General features: G+C 56.9%; 16 protein-coding genes. 9 read left to right on the forward strand and 7 right to left on the reverse strand.

Annotated elements, in window-relative coordinates; translation table 11 throughout:
- Positions 1 to 11: 11 nt before the first annotated feature.
- A complete protein-coding gene (gene ycgZ / locus PGR79_RS10990) occupies positions 12 to 257 on the reverse strand; it encodes a regulatory protein YcgZ (RefSeq protein WP_087860058.1) in 246 nt (81 codons plus the stop codon).
- A gap of 309 nt (positions 258 to 566) precedes the next feature.
- Between ycgZ and PGR79_RS10995 the strand changes: the two genes are divergently transcribed.
- Together PGR79_RS10995 and PGR79_RS11000 are read left to right on the forward strand one after the other, a co-directional pair.
- The gene (locus PGR79_RS10995) at positions 567 to 1,778 is read left to right on the forward strand and encodes a diguanylate phosphodiesterase (protein ID WP_113373884.1); all 1,212 of its coding nucleotides are present in this window, start codon (positions 567 to 569) and stop codon (positions 1,776 to 1,778) included.
- Positions 1,779 to 1,934: 156 nt separating this feature from the next.
- Entirely contained in the window at positions 1,935 to 2,669 is a 735-nt protein-coding gene (locus PGR79_RS11000; RefSeq protein ID WP_087860056.1) for a MerR family transcriptional regulator, read from the forward strand.
- Positions 2,670 to 2,722: 53 nt separating this feature from the next.
- Here the strand turns inward: PGR79_RS11000 and PGR79_RS11005 are convergent, their stop codons facing one another.
- Positions 2,723 to 3,277 carry a helix-turn-helix transcriptional regulator gene (locus PGR79_RS11005; protein ID WP_113373885.1) on the reverse strand — a complete coding sequence of 185 codons (555 nt, stop codon included), beginning with the start codon at positions 3,275 to 3,277 and terminating at the stop codon, positions 2,723 to 2,725.
- Between the two features lie 28 nt (positions 3,278 to 3,305).
- Positions 3,306 to 3,518 carry a hypothetical protein gene (locus tag PGR79_RS11010; protein WP_113373886.1) on the reverse strand — a complete coding sequence of 71 codons (213 nt, stop codon included), beginning with the start codon at positions 3,516 to 3,518 and terminating at the stop codon, positions 3,306 to 3,308.
- Between the two features lie 391 nt (positions 3,519 to 3,909).
- Here PGR79_RS11010 and blc point away from each other — a divergent pair, with 391 nt between their 5' ends.
- Positions 3,910 to 4,443: an outer membrane lipoprotein Blc gene (gene blc / locus PGR79_RS11015; protein ID WP_087860053.1), complete on the forward strand. Its 534-nt coding sequence runs from the start codon at positions 3,910 to 3,912 to the stop codon at positions 4,441 to 4,443.
- On the opposite strand, the gene PGR79_RS11020 is transcribed toward blc, so the two are convergent.
- From PGR79_RS11020 to PGR79_RS11035, 4 genes are all read right to left on the reverse strand, one after another.
- Positions 4,440 to 5,234: an anti-sigma factor family protein gene (locus PGR79_RS11020; RefSeq protein ID WP_087860052.1), complete on the reverse strand. Its 795-nt coding sequence runs from the start codon at positions 5,232 to 5,234 to the stop codon at positions 4,440 to 4,442. The genes blc and PGR79_RS11020 overlap by 4 nt on opposite strands.
- Positions 5,231 to 5,764, reverse strand: coding sequence for an RNA polymerase sigma factor (locus PGR79_RS11025; RefSeq protein WP_259678467.1), 534 nt, complete (start codon positions 5,762 to 5,764; stop codon positions 5,231 to 5,233). Before PGR79_RS11025 ends, PGR79_RS11020 begins: the two co-directional genes overlap by 4 nt.
- A gap of 18 nt (positions 5,765 to 5,782) precedes the next feature.
- On the reverse strand, positions 5,783 to 6,322 hold the full coding sequence (locus PGR79_RS11030; RefSeq protein ID WP_047049178.1) for a tetratricopeptide repeat protein: 540 nt from the start codon (positions 6,320 to 6,322) through the stop codon (positions 5,783 to 5,785).
- Positions 6,323 to 6,497: 175 nt separating this feature from the next.
- Entirely contained in the window at positions 6,498 to 7,781 is a 1,284-nt protein-coding gene (locus PGR79_RS11035; RefSeq protein ID WP_087860050.1) for a putative acyl-CoA thioester hydrolase, read from the reverse strand.
- 213 nt (positions 7,782 to 7,994) lie between these two features.
- Between PGR79_RS11035 and hutI the strand changes: the two genes are divergently transcribed.
- The 6 genes from hutI (at position 7,995) to PGR79_RS11065 (ending at position 15,839) form a co-directional block, all read left to right on the forward strand.
- The gene (gene hutI, locus PGR79_RS11040) at positions 7,995 to 9,254 is read left to right on the forward strand and encodes an imidazolonepropionase (RefSeq protein ID WP_271032783.1); all 1,260 of its coding nucleotides are present in this window, start codon (positions 7,995 to 7,997) and stop codon (positions 9,252 to 9,254) included.
- A complete protein-coding gene (gene hutG, locus PGR79_RS11045) occupies positions 9,251 to 10,207 on the forward strand; it encodes a formimidoylglutamase (protein ID WP_430921658.1) in 957 nt (318 codons plus the stop codon). Before hutI ends, hutG begins: the two co-directional genes overlap by 4 nt.
- 61 nt (positions 10,208 to 10,268) lie before the next feature.
- Entirely contained in the window at positions 10,269 to 10,994 is a 726-nt protein-coding gene (locus PGR79_RS11050; RefSeq protein WP_087860047.1) for a histidine utilization repressor, read from the forward strand.
- A 142-nt stretch (positions 10,995 to 11,136) separates the two neighbouring features.
- The gene (gene hutU / locus PGR79_RS11055) at positions 11,137 to 12,825 is read left to right on the forward strand and encodes a urocanate hydratase (RefSeq protein WP_015367623.1); all 1,689 of its coding nucleotides are present in this window, start codon (positions 11,137 to 11,139) and stop codon (positions 12,823 to 12,825) included.
- A complete protein-coding gene (gene hutH / locus PGR79_RS11060) occupies positions 12,822 to 14,357 on the forward strand; it encodes a histidine ammonia-lyase (RefSeq protein WP_015367622.1) in 1,536 nt (511 codons plus the stop codon). The genes hutU and hutH overlap by 4 nt, the downstream gene beginning before the upstream one ends.
- Before the next feature lie 99 nt (positions 14,358 to 14,456).
- On the forward strand, positions 14,457 to 15,839 hold the full coding sequence (locus tag PGR79_RS11065; RefSeq protein WP_430921660.1) for an amino acid permease: 1,383 nt from the start codon (positions 14,457 to 14,459) through the stop codon (positions 15,837 to 15,839).
- The last annotated feature ends 102 nt before the right edge of the window (positions 15,840 to 15,941 follow it).

Genomic DNA, 15,941 nt, shown 5'->3' on the forward strand with positions numbered 1-15,941 from the left:
ACAGTCAGCGTTTACTCCTGACGCTCAAACAGCAGGCCAATCAACGTTTGATAATGATCTTCTTCTTCGGGGGCTCGTGCGACGTCAAGACGGCTCAGTAACTTGGTGCAAAGCGCTTTGCGGTTTAAATGCCGCCCTTCGGTGAGAATGTCCATCACGATTTCGCCCAGCGTCTCCTGCTGAGAAGGTAAAGATGCTTTGTTGAAATACTGGGCTATCGCGTTCGCTGTATCTGGAATGTAACCATTCTGCTGCATATGCGCTCCTTTAATTTCACTCATCTGTTAACTGTGAGTAAACTTATACAATAATTTGTAACTTGTACATAGCGTGTTGCGCAATAAATCGCGTTTAGATTATAGTCTATTGAAATTTATTGATAAATTTATTGTTTTTTTATTTTGTGTAAAATTGCCATGAGGGTTCTAAGCGTGACAATCTGTACAAGATTATGCGGCCAGGCGGCGTCGTGTGTTCAATTTTTGTTAATATAAATACTTGTTTCGCAAGACGTATCGAGCAGTAACTGCTACTGTGAATGCTTATACCTCTCATCTGGAACCGCTATGCTCACCACCATCATTTATCGCAGCCATATCTGCGACGATGTCTCATTCAAATCGCTCGAGTCGATGGTTGCTGCGGCTAACGAGAGAAATGGTCAGGCGGATGTCACCGGTATTTTACTTTTTAACGGCACTCATTTTTTCCAACTCATTGAGGGGCCGGAAGAAAACGTACAGCAAATTTATCGGCATATTTGCGCGGACCCGCGTCATTACAATCTGGTGGAGCTTCTGTGCGATTACGCGCCGTCTCGCCGCTTTGGTAAGGTTGGCATGGAGCTGTTTGATTTAAGGGAACACGATCGCGATGCGGTACTACAGGCCGTGCTGGATAAGGGGACGACAAAATATCAGCTGACTTATGACGACCGGGCGCTGCATTTTTTCCGTACCTTTGTCGAAGCGACGGAAAAAGAGAACTACTATGAAATTCCTTCAGCTGATAGCTGGGATTTTATTGCCGATGAGAGCTCGTTTTACCCGGCCGTGCCCTGTATCGACCGTGCTGAAACATGCTGTTTTGCTTTTCAGCCGGTGGTTGACCCTTTTGCCTGTGAAATAGTCTCCTGGGAAGCGCTGCTGCGTACCGTTGACGGAGAACCGCCTGCGGCCTATTTTGCCGGTTTGTCAGGCGATGAGATTTATGTCGCGGATTTGCAAAGTAAACGGGTTGCGCTGGCCATTGCTGGCAAATTAGGTCTGCGTGAACGTACCCTGACCATCAATCTGCTGCCGATGACGCTGGTGAAAGTGGCGGATGCGGTGCCATTCCTGTTAACGGAAATTCAGCGCAATGACCTGATTCCGGAACAGATAATTGTTGAATTCACCGAGCGTGAAGTGATTTCGCGGATGGATGAGTTTACCGATGCCGTACGCAAACTTAAGGGGGCGGGAATTCGCGTCGCTATCGATCACTTTGGCGCCGGTTTTGCCGGGCTATCGCTGTTGGCGCAATATCAACCGGATCGAATTAAAATCGACCAGCAGCTGATCCGCAACATCCATCGTGACGGGCCGCGCCAGGCTATCGTGCAGGCGATCATCAAATGCTGCCATTCACTGGAAATTGCCGTATCGGTGGTTGGCGTTGAGCAGGCGGAGGAGTGGATGTGGCTTGAGGCGGCGGGTATTTCTCATTTCCAGGGAAATCTGTTTGCCAGCCCGCGACTGGCTGGTCTGCCGGCAATCCTCTGGCCGGGGAAAATATGATCCATCCTGAGATAGCGTAAACGCACTTTCATCCTTTTTCCCGCACGCTGTGAGCTGCAACCTGATATCTTTATCTGTACAAGAAAAGAGAGTTGTACAGTATGCCTAAATTCGTTAGTTTAGGCGCTAAAGTATCAGGTTGAGATAAGGCGGCTTATGGCTTTTTACAGTATCGGTGAAGTAGCCGAGCGTTGCGGAATCAATCCGGTCACCCTTCGAGCCTGGCAGCGGCGTTACGGTTTGCTGAAACCGCAGCGTAGCGAAGGCGGGCACCGTCAGTTTGATGAAGAAGATATTCAGCGAATCGAAGAGATTAAGCGCTGGATAGAACGTGGCGTTTCAGTGGGCAAGGTGAAAGCGCTGCTGGAAGGCCAGCTACCTGCCGCACGCGATGAATCTGCCCAACTGCAGGAAGAGATGATGAGTATCCTGCGCTATATGCAGCCGGCAAAAATCCGCGCCAAAATCACCGCATTAAGCCATCAGTATCCTGTCGACACCCTGCTTGATAGCCTGTTTGCGCCGGTGCGCCAGCGGTTGAAGCTCGATCAAAACACCTCGCTGGTTATTAGCAGCATGCTGGATGGCATTTTGATTGATTGCGTGGCGCTGTTTTTAGCCGAGTCGCGGAAGAAAAATGGCAAGGAGACGCTGCTGGTGGGGTGGGGGAATGAAGACCGCACCGGCCTATGGCTGGAAGCCTGGCGCCTTTCGCAGCGTGGTTGGCACGTCAACGTGCTGGCGGAACCGTTAGAATCTCCCCGCCCGGAACTGTTTCCTGGGCAACATATTTTCGTCTGGACCGGGCGCGCCGCCTCGCCGCTGCAGCTGGAGCTGCTGGGCCACTGGCAGGAGCAGGGCTTCAGTATTCACTTCCACGGTAACGAATAAAAAAACCTGCCTTGTAAGTGAGGCAGGTTTCTGTTTGCTTACGTCGCGCGTGCTTACAGATGGATTTGACTCCAGGACTTAAATGTTTCGCTACGGCTGATATTAAAGAAATCTGTCCTGCCGCTGCAGCCCAGTTTTTTTATCAGATTCAAACGGATTTGATAAATTGTCTTAATATGCAAGTTGAGCGAGCGGCCAATACTGGCAATGGCTTCGCCATTACTGATGAGCTGAATGACTTTCTTTTCTCGCTCGGTAAACTGCACCCGTTCACCAGGGGAGGTATGCGTTTTATAATACCGGGTGGGTTGATTGAGAAATGTTTTTAATTCTGCTGGCGTCGATCTAGCGGGAATGCGTAACATTGGCAATTCGCTGAGAAAATTAAGATCGTTGCCTTCGGTTAATAAAACAAAAACCGTCTCCCGGCGATTATATTTATGTTGTAATACCGAAAAATAACTGTCGCTGGTAAAAAAGACATACTTTTTACTGAAACACCTTTCTGGCAGCGTACGCAGAATGAGGCTAATGCCGCTCAGAAGATAGTGGTTGTCAATCCACAGGTCGTAGCGTTCGGAACAAATGTGCGTGTGTTTACTGAACATTTTGGTCTCCACGAAGCGGGTGGACGAATTAATGGTGAATACCGCGGCGTAGAATATCCAACGCCTGCAAATAGAGATCAGAAAGTATTTCATTACTTTCTGTTTGCAGTCGCTGGTTAATCTCGGTAATTAATTGAAGGTCATCAACTGTTTTATTTTCTTGCAATAAGCTATTTTCAATGTTTTTTAGCAATGCGCAGTTAGCAATAAACTGCACGGGAATTGTATTTTTGATGTGCATAACCCTGAATCTCCCACGCGAAAAATAAAAGCCGCTGGCGTAAACGATTTGCTCATCGTTTACGCCAAAACATTGCGGACAGGCAACGGTAAAGCAGGAACCACCTCAAAATAACCGCGGTATCGGCGCAGAGTGCTGACCCGAACGCCCGCGCAAAATCGAGCTACCCGTCAACTATAGACGCTCAGAACAAACTTGTACAAATTTCTGCGAAAAAATTTGTACACATTAAATTTTTATTTGCTGAGTTAAGTGTATTTTATTGATATTATTGGATTTATTTTCTTGCGTCATTGTACAATTAGAGCGGTGAATATCTCTGAAAAATGACCGGCGCTCACTGCTCGGGGTTATACTTGTCGGCCAAGAAGGTGAAGAAAAAGGGAATGCGATGAAACTATGGCCAATTCTGACCGGGGTAGCGGTATCGCTGGCGCTAGTCGCCTGTAAGACCCCCACGCCGCCTCGAGGTGTCAAACCGATAAACCACTTTGATGCCAGCCGTTATCTGGGGCGCTGGTATGAAGTCGCGCGCCTGGAAAACCGTTTTGAACGAGGTCTGCAGCAGGTGACGGCAACTTACAGCATGCGTGATGACGGCGGCATTCGCGTACTTAATCGTGGATTTGACCCGCGCAACAACCGCTGGCGCGAAAGCGAAGGCAAAGCCTATTTCACCGGCGCTTCCACCACGGCAGCGCTGAAAGTCTCGTTCTTCGGTCCCTTCTATGGCGGATATAACGTGATCGCGCTCGACGACGATTATCAATACGCGCTGGTGAGCGGGCCAAATCGCGACTATTTATGGCTACTTTCGCGCACCCCGGATATTCCGACCCACATCCGACAACAATACCTTGCCCTGGCCGCTGAGCTCGGTTTTGCGGTTAACAAACTGGTCTGGGTGCCGCAGGCGAAGGCTTAAACTATCGCCTGCCGCAGGGTGTGCGCCGCATCGTTGAGCGCGGGCGCCGGCATACGGCCGATCAGCGCAAACTGGTAGCCGCCGTGGCGCCACCAGCGCAGGTTCATGCCCTGTCGCTGCTCATTTTGCGGCGGCGAGGCGGTTTGCCGGGCGGCGGGTGAAATACAAAGCGCGACCGGGCCGTAACCGGTATGCAGCCAGAGGATTTGCGTGATCGAGGTACTTTCGTAACGCAGCATACGGACCATTTTCAGCTCCGCCTCAGGCAAGGCGAGCTGGCGTCGTTCTAGAAACAGTCCTGTATCCTGCGCCGAACGACGCAGGCCACGGTCGAGCATCTCGGGTGAATTATCCACATCGGCCACGGTTTCCGCGCTATATAGCGACATGTACTGGGCTTCAAGACGGCGAATATTCTCGTCATCGTCTTCCTGCGGCGCAGGCCGCCAGAAGTAACTTGTTGCGCTACCGATAACCAACAGGCCCAGTGAGGCGCCGATCAGCGCGCGACGGCTGAAGCGCGCCTGATTTTGCGCTTTACTTTCCGACCCGGTGAGGTAGGGCGCCAGTTTCGCCTGCATCCGCGCCACGGGCGCTTCATCAAGCAGGGCGGCGAAAGCATGTTGATAAGGCTGATGATTATTCATCAACGTGGCGGTGCGGCTGGCGAGCTGCGGGTCGCGGGCAAAGGTTTCGCTAAAACGGCGGGCGTCCTGCGCGCACATTTCGCCATCAAGCCAGGCGACAATGGCCTCGTCCTGCCAGGGTGGGGAAAAGCGAATAGGGTTCATGAGCGTTTCTCCTGCGCCGGGGGTGAAACCGCCGGCGTTTTGGCCAGCGTTTCTCGCGCGGCGGCTAGCCGACTCATAATGGTGCCAATAGGTACCGATAGCGTCTCGGCGGCTTCCTGATAACTAAACCCCTCGACATACACCAAAAAGACGGCATTACGCTGCGCCTCGGGCAGTTGATTAACCCGCAGCATCAGTTGCCGATAGCGCCACTGCGTCTCGTCCTGCTCGCCCGGCTCAGGGGCAGCCAGCTCCTCACACTCGACAAACCCCTGGCCGAGGCGGACCTGGCGGGCGCGCAGCTCTGAAATCCAGATGGAGTGCAAAATGGAGAATAGCCACCTGTCGATGCGGGTGCCGGGGGTAAACTGCGCGCTCTTTTCGAGCGCGCGAAGGCAAGTGGCCTGCACCAGCTCCTCGGCGACGTCGCGGTTGTGCGAGAGTACGAGGCCGTAGCGCCACAGGCGAGGAAGATGGGCGGCAAGTTGGCTATCAACGATACGGTTAGCGATGTTCTTATCCTTATTGATTCTGGCGAATCACGACTATCAGGATTCAGGATGTCCGTTTATTGCCGACTGAAGATCGCGGTACTCTTCGCAGCTTTGGCCGCAAATGCCGGCAATCGCCGCCAGCTGCTGTTTGGCCAGATCGGGACGTCCTTTAACCATCCATGCCTCGCCAAGGTATTCGCGGGCTTTCGCGTAGTCTGGTTTCAGCGCCAGCGCCCGCTGATAATAGCCAATTCCTTCATCGGTTCTGCCGAGCTTACGCGTGGCGTAGCCGCGATAGTTCCACGCCTCAGGCGTATTGGCGTTGTGCAGCGTATCCAGCAGGTTAAGCGCGGCCTGATATTCCCCTTTTTTCGCCAGATGCCAGGCATAATTGGTTTTATCTTCATCGCTAAGGCTGCTGGTTTTCTGCGGGACGCATTTTTGGCTCACGCTGTCGTAGGCCTGTCCGCTCGGGCAATCCGGGGTTTGTTTGCTCGGGCTGTTATCGCCCATGGCCAACGCCGCCGGGGTATATAACAAAAATAGCAGCGCCGGAACGACTAAGCGCCTGATGGGAGAAATTTGTGCGTTCATGGTGACCTCCAGGTGGGCGAGAGACGCGATAAGGCATCGCGTTGCCGGTTCTAAGGAGTAAACGCGCAAGCGGGGGGATTTATTCGCCGTTGGCGAAAATTATTAATTGGCGTTGTGGCGAGAGAATGCGTCGATAAGAAAAGCCCGCGCTCGGGGGGAGCGCGGGCCGATAATATTACTGTTTCGGAGCGGCAACCACAAAGCTGCCCACGCCGCGGTTGTTATATTCCCACATGCGGTTGAAGCCGTTGTCGTTAAGGTTACGCTGCGGGTGGCCTTTGTCATCCTGCGCGCCAACGTTACCGCTGAAGGCGCGGTTAGAACCTACCGCCGCCGCCCACGGTTGAGCAATGTTAAAGCCTTCATTGATGACGCTATCGCGGATTACCACCTGGCCGTTGCTGTTGCCGTCGACGTCCAGCGCGCGGCCCAGCTGCGCGACGTTATCGCCGGACGCGGTGAAGCGGCTGTTGGTCGCCAGGAAGCCGTAGGTCACGCTTTTCAGCGTTGCCGGCGCGAAAACGTAGGCTTCTTTCTGCGTACGCGAGTTCACGACGCGGAAATCGGTATTATCAAATACCACCGCGCCGCGACCGGAAACGATATCCACATCGCCTTCAATATAGCTATTGGTCACCAGCGTGCGGGTTTGACGGTTGTCCTGCAGACGGTTCTGCACGCCGCTATTGGTCACAAAGAAGGTGTTCTGGCGGCCAAGAATGTTGACCTTGTTGATCTGCACCTGGTCGCCATCGCTGCGCAACGCCACCGCCTGGTGGGTACCGGCATCGACGCTATCGCCGAGATTGTTGGCGATAGTCAGGTTCTGCAGCTGCAGGCCATTGTTCTGCGACCAGAAGACCGCGGAACACATCACGCCCACGGTGGCGGCGGATTTGCTCTGGCAACTGTCGAACATATACCACGCGGGTTTGCCTGGCATATATTTGCCGCCCGGATTAACCAGATGACGCCAGCTATTACGGTCCATTTCGGAATCAATTGCTTCGCTGATTTTGACGTCGGCAGGATTTTCACCGGTACCATAAATCGTCAGCGCGCCCGGCGCGGCAGGTACGTAGACGGTACCCGCATATTCGCCCGGCATAACGGCGATGAACAGGCGACGGGCAGAGTGACGGGCAATCGCCGCATCGACCGCGGCCTGAATAGTCGTGTGGGTCACGCCCTGGGCGCCCGCTGGGCCGACGATGAAATCAGGCTGCGCCGGCAGGCTGATAGCGGATGGCGTCCACGCGGCGGCATTCGGCGTCAGCGACTGGAAATAGGCCGCTTGAGTAAAGTTTTTCGCTTCATCGGCGCTAAGAATCGGCCGTGCGGTATTGCCCGGTGCAGTCTGCGTTGAGGGCTTTTGATCGGCAGGCGTCGAGCTACAGGCGGACAGCGTCACGCCGAAGGCCAGCGCCAGCGCCAGACGGGAAACGGAATATGTGTTCATGTTGCTCCGGGCGATAATATGCAAAGTTACATACCCTTTGTGCGCGACAGGGTATAAGTCCTTTAAAACCTGCTGTTTTATACTAACTTGAACGAAACGGGAAGATGCCAGTTCAAAAACTTCACTTCTTTACGCAACGCGAAGCGCTGACGGAACGTCTTTAGTCACAAAAAAATAACATTTACCCGCGCTTTTATTGACATTACCGGCGTTATGAAAATAAATGTCTATACAACCCATGACAAGTTGAATGCTATGACTGAAGCCACCTCTGAACTCGTTATCTGGCGAAACGCGCGTCTCGCCACCCTGAACCCTGATTATTCCCAACCGTATGGCCTGCTGGAGCGCCATGCGCTGCTGGTGCGTAATGGCCGCATCGAGGCGATCGTTGACGATGCTGATGCCCCGGCAGGGCGTCATATCGACCTCGAAGGCCGGCTGCTGACGCCGGGTCTTATTGACTGCCACACGCACCTGATTTTTGGCGGCAGCCGGGCGCAGGAGTGGGAGCAGCGGCTGAACGGCGTGTCGTATCAAACCATCAGCGCCAACGGCGGCGGCATTAACTCCACCGTGCGCGCCACGCGCGAAAGCAGCGAAGCTGAACTACTGGCGCTGGCGCAGCCGCGTCTCGCTCGCCTGCTGCGTGAAGGGGTGACAACGCTGGAGATTAAATCAGGCTACGGTCTCGATCTGCAAAACGAACGCAAAATGCTGCGGGTCGCCCGAAAACTGGCCGACGACAACGGAGTGGAACTGTCGGCGACGCTGCTCTCCGCCCACGCCACGCCGCCGGAATATCATGGCGACGCCGATGGCTATATCTCGCTGGTCTGCGAGACCATACTGCCGATGCTGTGGCAAGAGGGGCTGTTTGAAAGCGTTGACGTCTTCTGTGAAAACGTCGGCTTCAGTCCACAGCAAACCGAGCGCGTATTTCAGGCCGCGCAGGCGCTGGGCATTCCGGTAAAAGGCCACGTTGAGCAGCTCTCGTCGCTGGGCGGCGCTCAGCTGGTGAGTCGCTATCATGGGCTTTCCGCCGACCATATCGAGTATCTGACGGAAGAGGGTGTGGCGGCGATGCGCGAAAGCGGCACCGTGGCGGCCTTGCTCCCCGGCGCGTTCTACTTCCTTAACGAAACCCGCAAACCGCCGGTGGAACTGCTGCGCAAGTACCAGGTGCCGATGGCGGTGGCGACCGATTTCAACCCGGGCACCAGCCCCTTCGCCAGCCTGCACCTGGCGATGAATATGGCCTGCGTCAAGTTTGGTTTAACGCCGGAAGAGGCCTGGGCCGGGGTGACTCGCCATGCCGCGCGGGCGCTGGGGCGACAGGAGAGTCACGGTCAGCTGGCGGCGGGATTTGTCGCAAACTTCGCCATCTGGGATGCTGAGCATCCGGTCGAGATGGTGTATGAGCCGGGGCGCGCGCCGCTCTGGGGGCGCGTGGTACGAGGAGAACTGCAATGATGCTGTGGCAAGCTACGCCCGCCAACCTTTGGCAGGGGCGCGATGATAGCGCGGAGGCGCCCAATGCGCTGCGCCTGTTCCAGACCATCGCCCGCGCGGAACGCTTTGCGCCGCAGGAGATGCCCGGCGATATCGCGCTGCTCGGCTTCGCCTGCGACGAAGGCGTACGGCGTAATAAAGGTCGTACCGGCGCCGGACATGGCCCGGAAACGCTACGCCGGGCGTTGGCCAATATGGCCAGCCATCAGGGCCATGACCGCTGCGTAGATATGGGCACGATTAGCGTTGATGGCGAACAGTTAGAAGCCGCACATCAGGCGCTGCGCGAGGCGGTGGTCGCCTGTCAACGCGCCGGCAAACGCACGCTGGTGCTGGGCGGCGGCCACGAGACGGCCTTCGGCCACGGCGCTGGGGTACTGGATGCCTTCCCGGGCGAAAAGGTGGGTATTATTAATCTCGATGCGCATCTTGATTTACGCTTTGCCGAATGCGCCAGCTCCGGGACGCCGTTCCGCCAGTTGGCGCTGGAGTGTGAAGCGCAGCAGCGAGGTTTTCATTATACCTGCATTGGCGTCAGTCGGGCGGCGAACACCCAGGCGTTATGGGATGAAGCGGCGCGCCGTCAGGTGAATATCGTTGAGGATCTGGAGGTTCTGGAGGCCTTCGAAACTCGCGTGTTGCCGGAGCTTGAGCGCAATATCGCGCAATTCGACCGTCTGTATCTGACTATCGATCTCGACGTGCTGCCGGCGCGCGAAATGCCGGCGGTTTCCGCGCCGGCGGCGCTGGGCGTGCCGCTGGCGACCCTGTTGCGGATCGTCGAGCCGTTGTGCCGCGGCGGTAAGCTACAGGCGGTGGATTTGGTCGAGTTTAATCCGCAATTTGACGTCGACGGACAGGGCGCTCGCGCGGCGGCCCGTCTGGCATGGCAAATCGCCCATTGGTGGCGCTAGCGATCCGCGCTATTATTTTCGTTTCGCCGCTCCGCTTATTACGCATAAGGAAAGCCAGGCCATGTTTGCACAACAACCTCGTTCCGCGCCCGCGCCTTTCTATGAAAAGGTGAAGCAGGCGATCAGCGAAAAGATCCACCGCGGCGAGTGGCGTCCGCACGACCGAATTCCCTCGGAGGCTGAACTGGTCGCCCAGTTCGGCTTCAGCCGCATGACCATCAACCGCGCGCTGCGCGAGCTGACGGATGAAGGCTTGCTGGTGAGGCTACAGGGCGTCGGTACCTTCGTCGCCGAGCCGAAAGGGCAGTCTGCGCTGTTTGAAGTGCGCAGCATTGCCGATGAGATTGCCTCCCGCCGTCACCAGCACCGCTGCGACGTGCTGCTTTTAGAGGAGACCGAAGCGGATGTTATCCAGGCGGAGGCGCTCAACGTCGCCGAAGGCACGCGTATCTTCCATTCGCTGATGGTGCATTTTGAAAACGAGGTCCCGGTACAAATCGAAGATCGCTGCGTCAATGCCGCGGTGGTGCCGGACTATCTATTACAGGATTACACCGCCACCACGCCGCATGATTATCTATCGCTCATCGCGCCGTTAACCGAAGGCGAACATATTGTCGAGGCGGTGCAGGCAACGTCAGAAGAGTGCGCGCTGCTGCGCATCATGCCGCACGATCCCTGTCTGCTTATTCGCCGCCGAACCTGGTCGACGACGCATATTGTCTCACACGCTCGCCTGCTGTTCCCCGGCGCACGCTACCGTCTGCAGGGCCATTTCAGCTCGTAATTTCCCCTGGCGTCAGCAAAACGTGATTGCTGACGCAATATAACAAAATTGTATCATTTCTGTTAAATCCTGGCTTGCGTAGAGTTGTATAGACAAGTATATGTATCTACGTACACAACGTTAATTGTCAGGAGAAACCCCGATGTCGCAAAGCAAATATCGCCAGCTGGACGTACGTGCCCCGAGAGGCACGACGCTGACTGCCAAGAGCTGGTTGACCGAAGCGCCGCTGCGTATGTTAATGAATAACCTCGATCCCGATGTCGCCGAAAACCCGCATGAGCTGGTGGTTTATGGCGGTATTGGTCGCGCTGCGCGCAACTGGGAATGCTATGACGCTATCGTGAAGGCGCTGAAAAACCTGGAAAGCGATGAGACCCTGCTGGTGCAGTCCGGTAAACCGGTCGGCGTATTTAAAACGCATGAAAACTCGCCGCGCGTGCTGATCGCTAACTCCAACCTGGTTCCGCACTGGGCTACCTGGGAACACTTCAACGAACTGGATGCCAAAGGGCTGGCGATGTACGGCCAGATGACCGCCGGCAGCTGGATCTACATCGGTAGCCAGGGCATCGTACAGGGCACCTATGAAACCTTCGTCGAAGCCGGTCGCCAGCACTATCAGGGCAGCCTGAAAGGCCGCTGGGTGTTAACCGCCGGTCTGGGCGGCATGGGCGGCGCGCAGCCGCTGGCCGCGACGCTGGCAGGCGCCTGCTCGCTGAACATTGAATGTCAGCAGAGCCGCATCGATTTCCGTCTGCGTACCCGCTACGTGGATGAACAGGCCACTTCTCTGGATGACGCCCTGGCGCGCATCAAAAAATATACCGCCGAAGGCCGCGCTATCTCTATCGCGCTGTGCGGCAACGCCGCGGATATCGTTCCGGAACTGGTGAAACGCGGCGTGCGCCCGGATATGGTCACCGACCAGACCAGCGCCCACGACCCGCTGCACGGCTATCTGCCGAAAGGCTGGAGCTGGGAAGAGTATCAGCAGAAAGCCGAATCCGATCCGCAAGGCACTATTCTGGCGGCGAAACGCTCGATGGCCGACCACGTTCAGGCGATGCTGGCCTTTAATGAAATGGGCGTACCGACCTTCGACTACGGCAACAACATCCGCCAGATGGCGCAGGAAATGGGCGTCAGCAACGCTTTCGATTTCCCGGGCTTCGTGCCGGCGTATATCCGCCCGCTGTTCTGCCGCGGCATCGGCCCGTTCCGTTGGGTAGCGCTGTCCGGCGATCCGCAGGATATCTACAAAACCGACGCGAAAGTGAAAGAGATCATTAAAGATGATAAGCATCTGCACCACTGGCTGGATATGGCGCGCGAGCGCATTAGCTTCCAGGGACTGCCGGCGCGTATCTGCTGGGTAGGTCTGGAGTGGCGGCAGAAGCTGGGGCTGGCCTTTAACGAAATGGTGCGTAGCGGCGAAGTCTCCGCGCCGATCGTGATTGGCCGCGATCACCTTGATTCCGGCTCCGTCGCCAGCCCGAACCGCGAAACCGAAGCCATGCGCGACGGTTCGGATGCGGTATCCGACTGGCCGCTGCTCAACGCACTGCTTAACACCGCCAGCGGCGCGACCTGGGTCTCGTTGCACCACGGCGGCGGCGTAGGCATGGGCTTCTCGCAGCACTCCGGGATGGTTATCGTCTGTGATGGTACCGATGAAGCGGCGGCGCGTATCGCTCGCGTCCTGCATAATGACCCGGCGACCGGCGTAATGCGTCATGCCGATGCGGGTTACGATATCGCCATTGAATGTGCGGCGGAACAGGGTCTGAATCTTCCGATGGTTGCGGCAACGCAGGGGAACGCTAAATGAAATCTTTAACGCTAATTCCGGGGCAACTGAGCCTGTCGCAGCTCCGCGACGTTTACAGCCACCCGCTGAACATCACCCTCGATAGCAGCGCGTTTGCGGCAATCGATGAGAGCGTGGCCTGCGTCAACGCCATCCTTGCCGAAGGGCGGACCGCCTACGGTATTAACACCGGTTTTGGCCTGCTGGCCCAGACCCGTATCTCGACGGAAGATCTGGAGAACCTGCAGCGTTCACTGGTGTTATCCCATGCGGCGGGCGTTGGCGAGCCGCTGGACGATGATCTGGCGCGCCTGATTATGGTGCTGAAGATTAACAGCCTGTCTCGCGGCTTCTCCGGGATCCGCCTGAGCGTGATCCAGGCGCTGATTGGCCTGGTCAATGCCGGCGTGACGCCGTGGATCCCGGCGAAAGGTTCCGTCGGCGCCTCCGGCGACCTCGCGCCGCTGGCGCATATGTCGCTGACGCTGCTTGGCGAAGGCAAAGCGCGGGTACGCGGCGGCGAATGGCTGCCGGCGACGGAAGCGTTACGTCAGGCGGGGCTGGAGCCGATTACCCTGGCGGCGAAAGAAGGTCTGGCGCTGCTGAACGGCACCCAGGCGTCGACGGCCTTTGCGCTGCGCGGCCTGTTCGAAGCCGAGGATCTGTTCGCCTCCGCGGTCGTTTGCGGGGCGTTAACCACCGAAGCGGCGCTGGGCTCGCGTCGTCCGTTCGATGCGCGTATTCATGAGGTACGCGGCCAGCGTGGCCAGATTGATGCGGCGGCGCTGTATCGCCACCTGTTGACCGATGACAGCGCGATTTCGCAGTCGCACCATAACTGCGCCAAGGTACAGGATCCGTACTCTCTGCGCTGTCAGCCGCAGGTGATGGGCGCCTGCCTGACGCAGATCCGCCAGGCGGCGGAAGTACTGTTAGCCGAAGCGAATGCGGTCTCCGATAACCCGCTGGTCTTTGCCGCTGAAAATGACGTCATCTCCGGCGGTAACTTCCATGCCGAACCGGTAGCGATGGCGGCGGATAATATCGCGCTGGCGATCGCGGAAATCGGCTCGCTCTCCGAGCGTCGTATCGCGCTGATGATGGACAGCCATATGTCGCAGCTGCCGCCATTCCTCGTGAAAAATGGCGGCGTCAACTCCGGCTTTATGATTGCTCAGGTCACGGCGGCGGCTTTAGCCAGTGAAAACAAAGCGCTGTCGCACCCGCATAGCGTTGACAGCCTGCCAACTTCCGCGAACCAGGAAGACCATGTTTCCATGGCGCCGGCTGCCGGTCGTCGCCTGTGGGCGATGGCGGAAAACACCCGTGGGGTGCTGGCCGTCGAGTGGCTGGCGGCGGCGCAGGGGCTGGATATGCGCGAAGGGCTGACCACCAGTCCGTTGCTGGAAGAGGCGCGTCATCTGCTGCGCGAACGCGTGCCGCACTATACCCAAGACCGTTTCTTCGCTCCTGATATTGAAAATGCCACCGAGCTTTTGGCCGCACGTCACCTGACGCGTCTGCTGCCTGCCGTATTGCCTGGCCTGAATTAATCACCGTTGTTCTCTGTACCCGCGTCGGGGGGATGTCATCCCCCCGGCCGTCCTACATCGCATATTTGTCGTCATATAAAAAAACCAGGACACCTGTATATGCAACAACAACACAAACCGCATCTGCTGCGCGGGCTGAATGCCCGACACATTCGTTTTATTGCGCTCGGTTCCGCTATCGGCACCGGGCTATTCTACGGTTCGGCCTCCGCCATTAAGGCGGCGGGGCCGGCGGTACTGCTGGCCTATCTGATCGGCGGCGCGGCGGTCTTTATGGTCATGCGCGCGCTGGGTGAAATGGCGGTGCGCAATCCGGTTTCCGGCTCCTTCGGCAGCTACGCTCGCCAGTATCTCGGGCCGCTGGCCGGATTTATTACCGGCTGGACCTACACCTTTGAAATGGTGATCGTGGCGCTGGCCGACGTCACCGCGTTCGGTATCTATATGGGGTTGTGGTATCCCGATGTGCCGCGCTGGATCTGGATCCTTAGTATCATCTTCTTTATTGGCGCGATGAACCTGTGCAACGTACGGGTGTTCGGCGAGATGGAGTTCTGGCTGTCGCTGATTAAAGTGGTGGCGATTATCGCCATGATGGCGGCGGGCGCGGGGATCATCTTCTTTGGCTTTGGCCATAGTTTCCCGGCCACCGGGCTGGAAAATCTGTGGAGCCATGGCGGCTTTGCGCCAAATGGCTGGCAGGGGATCATCGCCTCGCTTGGCATCGTGATGTTCGCTTTCGGCGGTGTGGAAATTATCGGCGTCACCGCGGCGGAAGCGCAGAACCCGAAGAAGGTTATCCCACAGGCCATCAACACCATTCCGCTGCGTATTATCCTGTTTTACGTCTGCACCCTGGCGGTGCTGATGGCGATATTCCCGTGGAATAGTTTTGGCGAGCAGGGCAGCCCGTTTGTGCTGATCTTCGATGGCCTCGGGATCCCGGCGGCGGCGACCGTGCTGAATATCATCGTGATTAGCGCCAGTATCTCGGCGATTAACAGCGATATTTTTGGCGCCGGGCGCATGATGTACGGTATGTCGAAAGAGGGGCTGGCGCCGAAGTGCTTCCAGCGGATCGCCAACAACGGCGTACCCTGGATGACGGTCGTGGTGATGGGCGTGGCGCTGCTGGTGGCGGTGGTGCTTAACTATCTGATGCCGGAACAGGTATTTGTCCTGATTGCCTCGCTGGCGGCGTTCGCCACCGTCTGGGTGTGGCTGATGATCCTGCTCTCTCATTTCTCAATGCGCCGCGGTTTGTCGGCCGAAGAGCGTAGTAAGATCGAATTCCCGATCCCCTTCTGGCCGGTTGGCCCGCTGTTGACGCTACTGTTTATGGGGCTGGTGATCGCCGTGCTGGGAATGGTGGAAGAGACGCGCGTGGCGCTGTTAGCCGGGCTGGTCTGGCTGGGGCTGCTGACGGTGGTGTGGTACGCACGCGTGCGTAAAACCGCGCTGCAGGTAGCCACTGAACAGTAAGGTCAATCTCCCCGGTGGCGCTGCGCTTACCGGGGCTACGTTTGGACCGTAGATACTGTTATCGGTTTGCAACGGTTTTGGTCGGGGAAAACATGTGCTTTG

The organism is Klebsiella sp. 141161 (assembly GCF_050600815.1).
Taxonomy (GTDB): domain Bacteria; phylum Pseudomonadota; class Gammaproteobacteria; order Enterobacterales; family Enterobacteriaceae; genus Klebsiella; species Klebsiella aerogenes.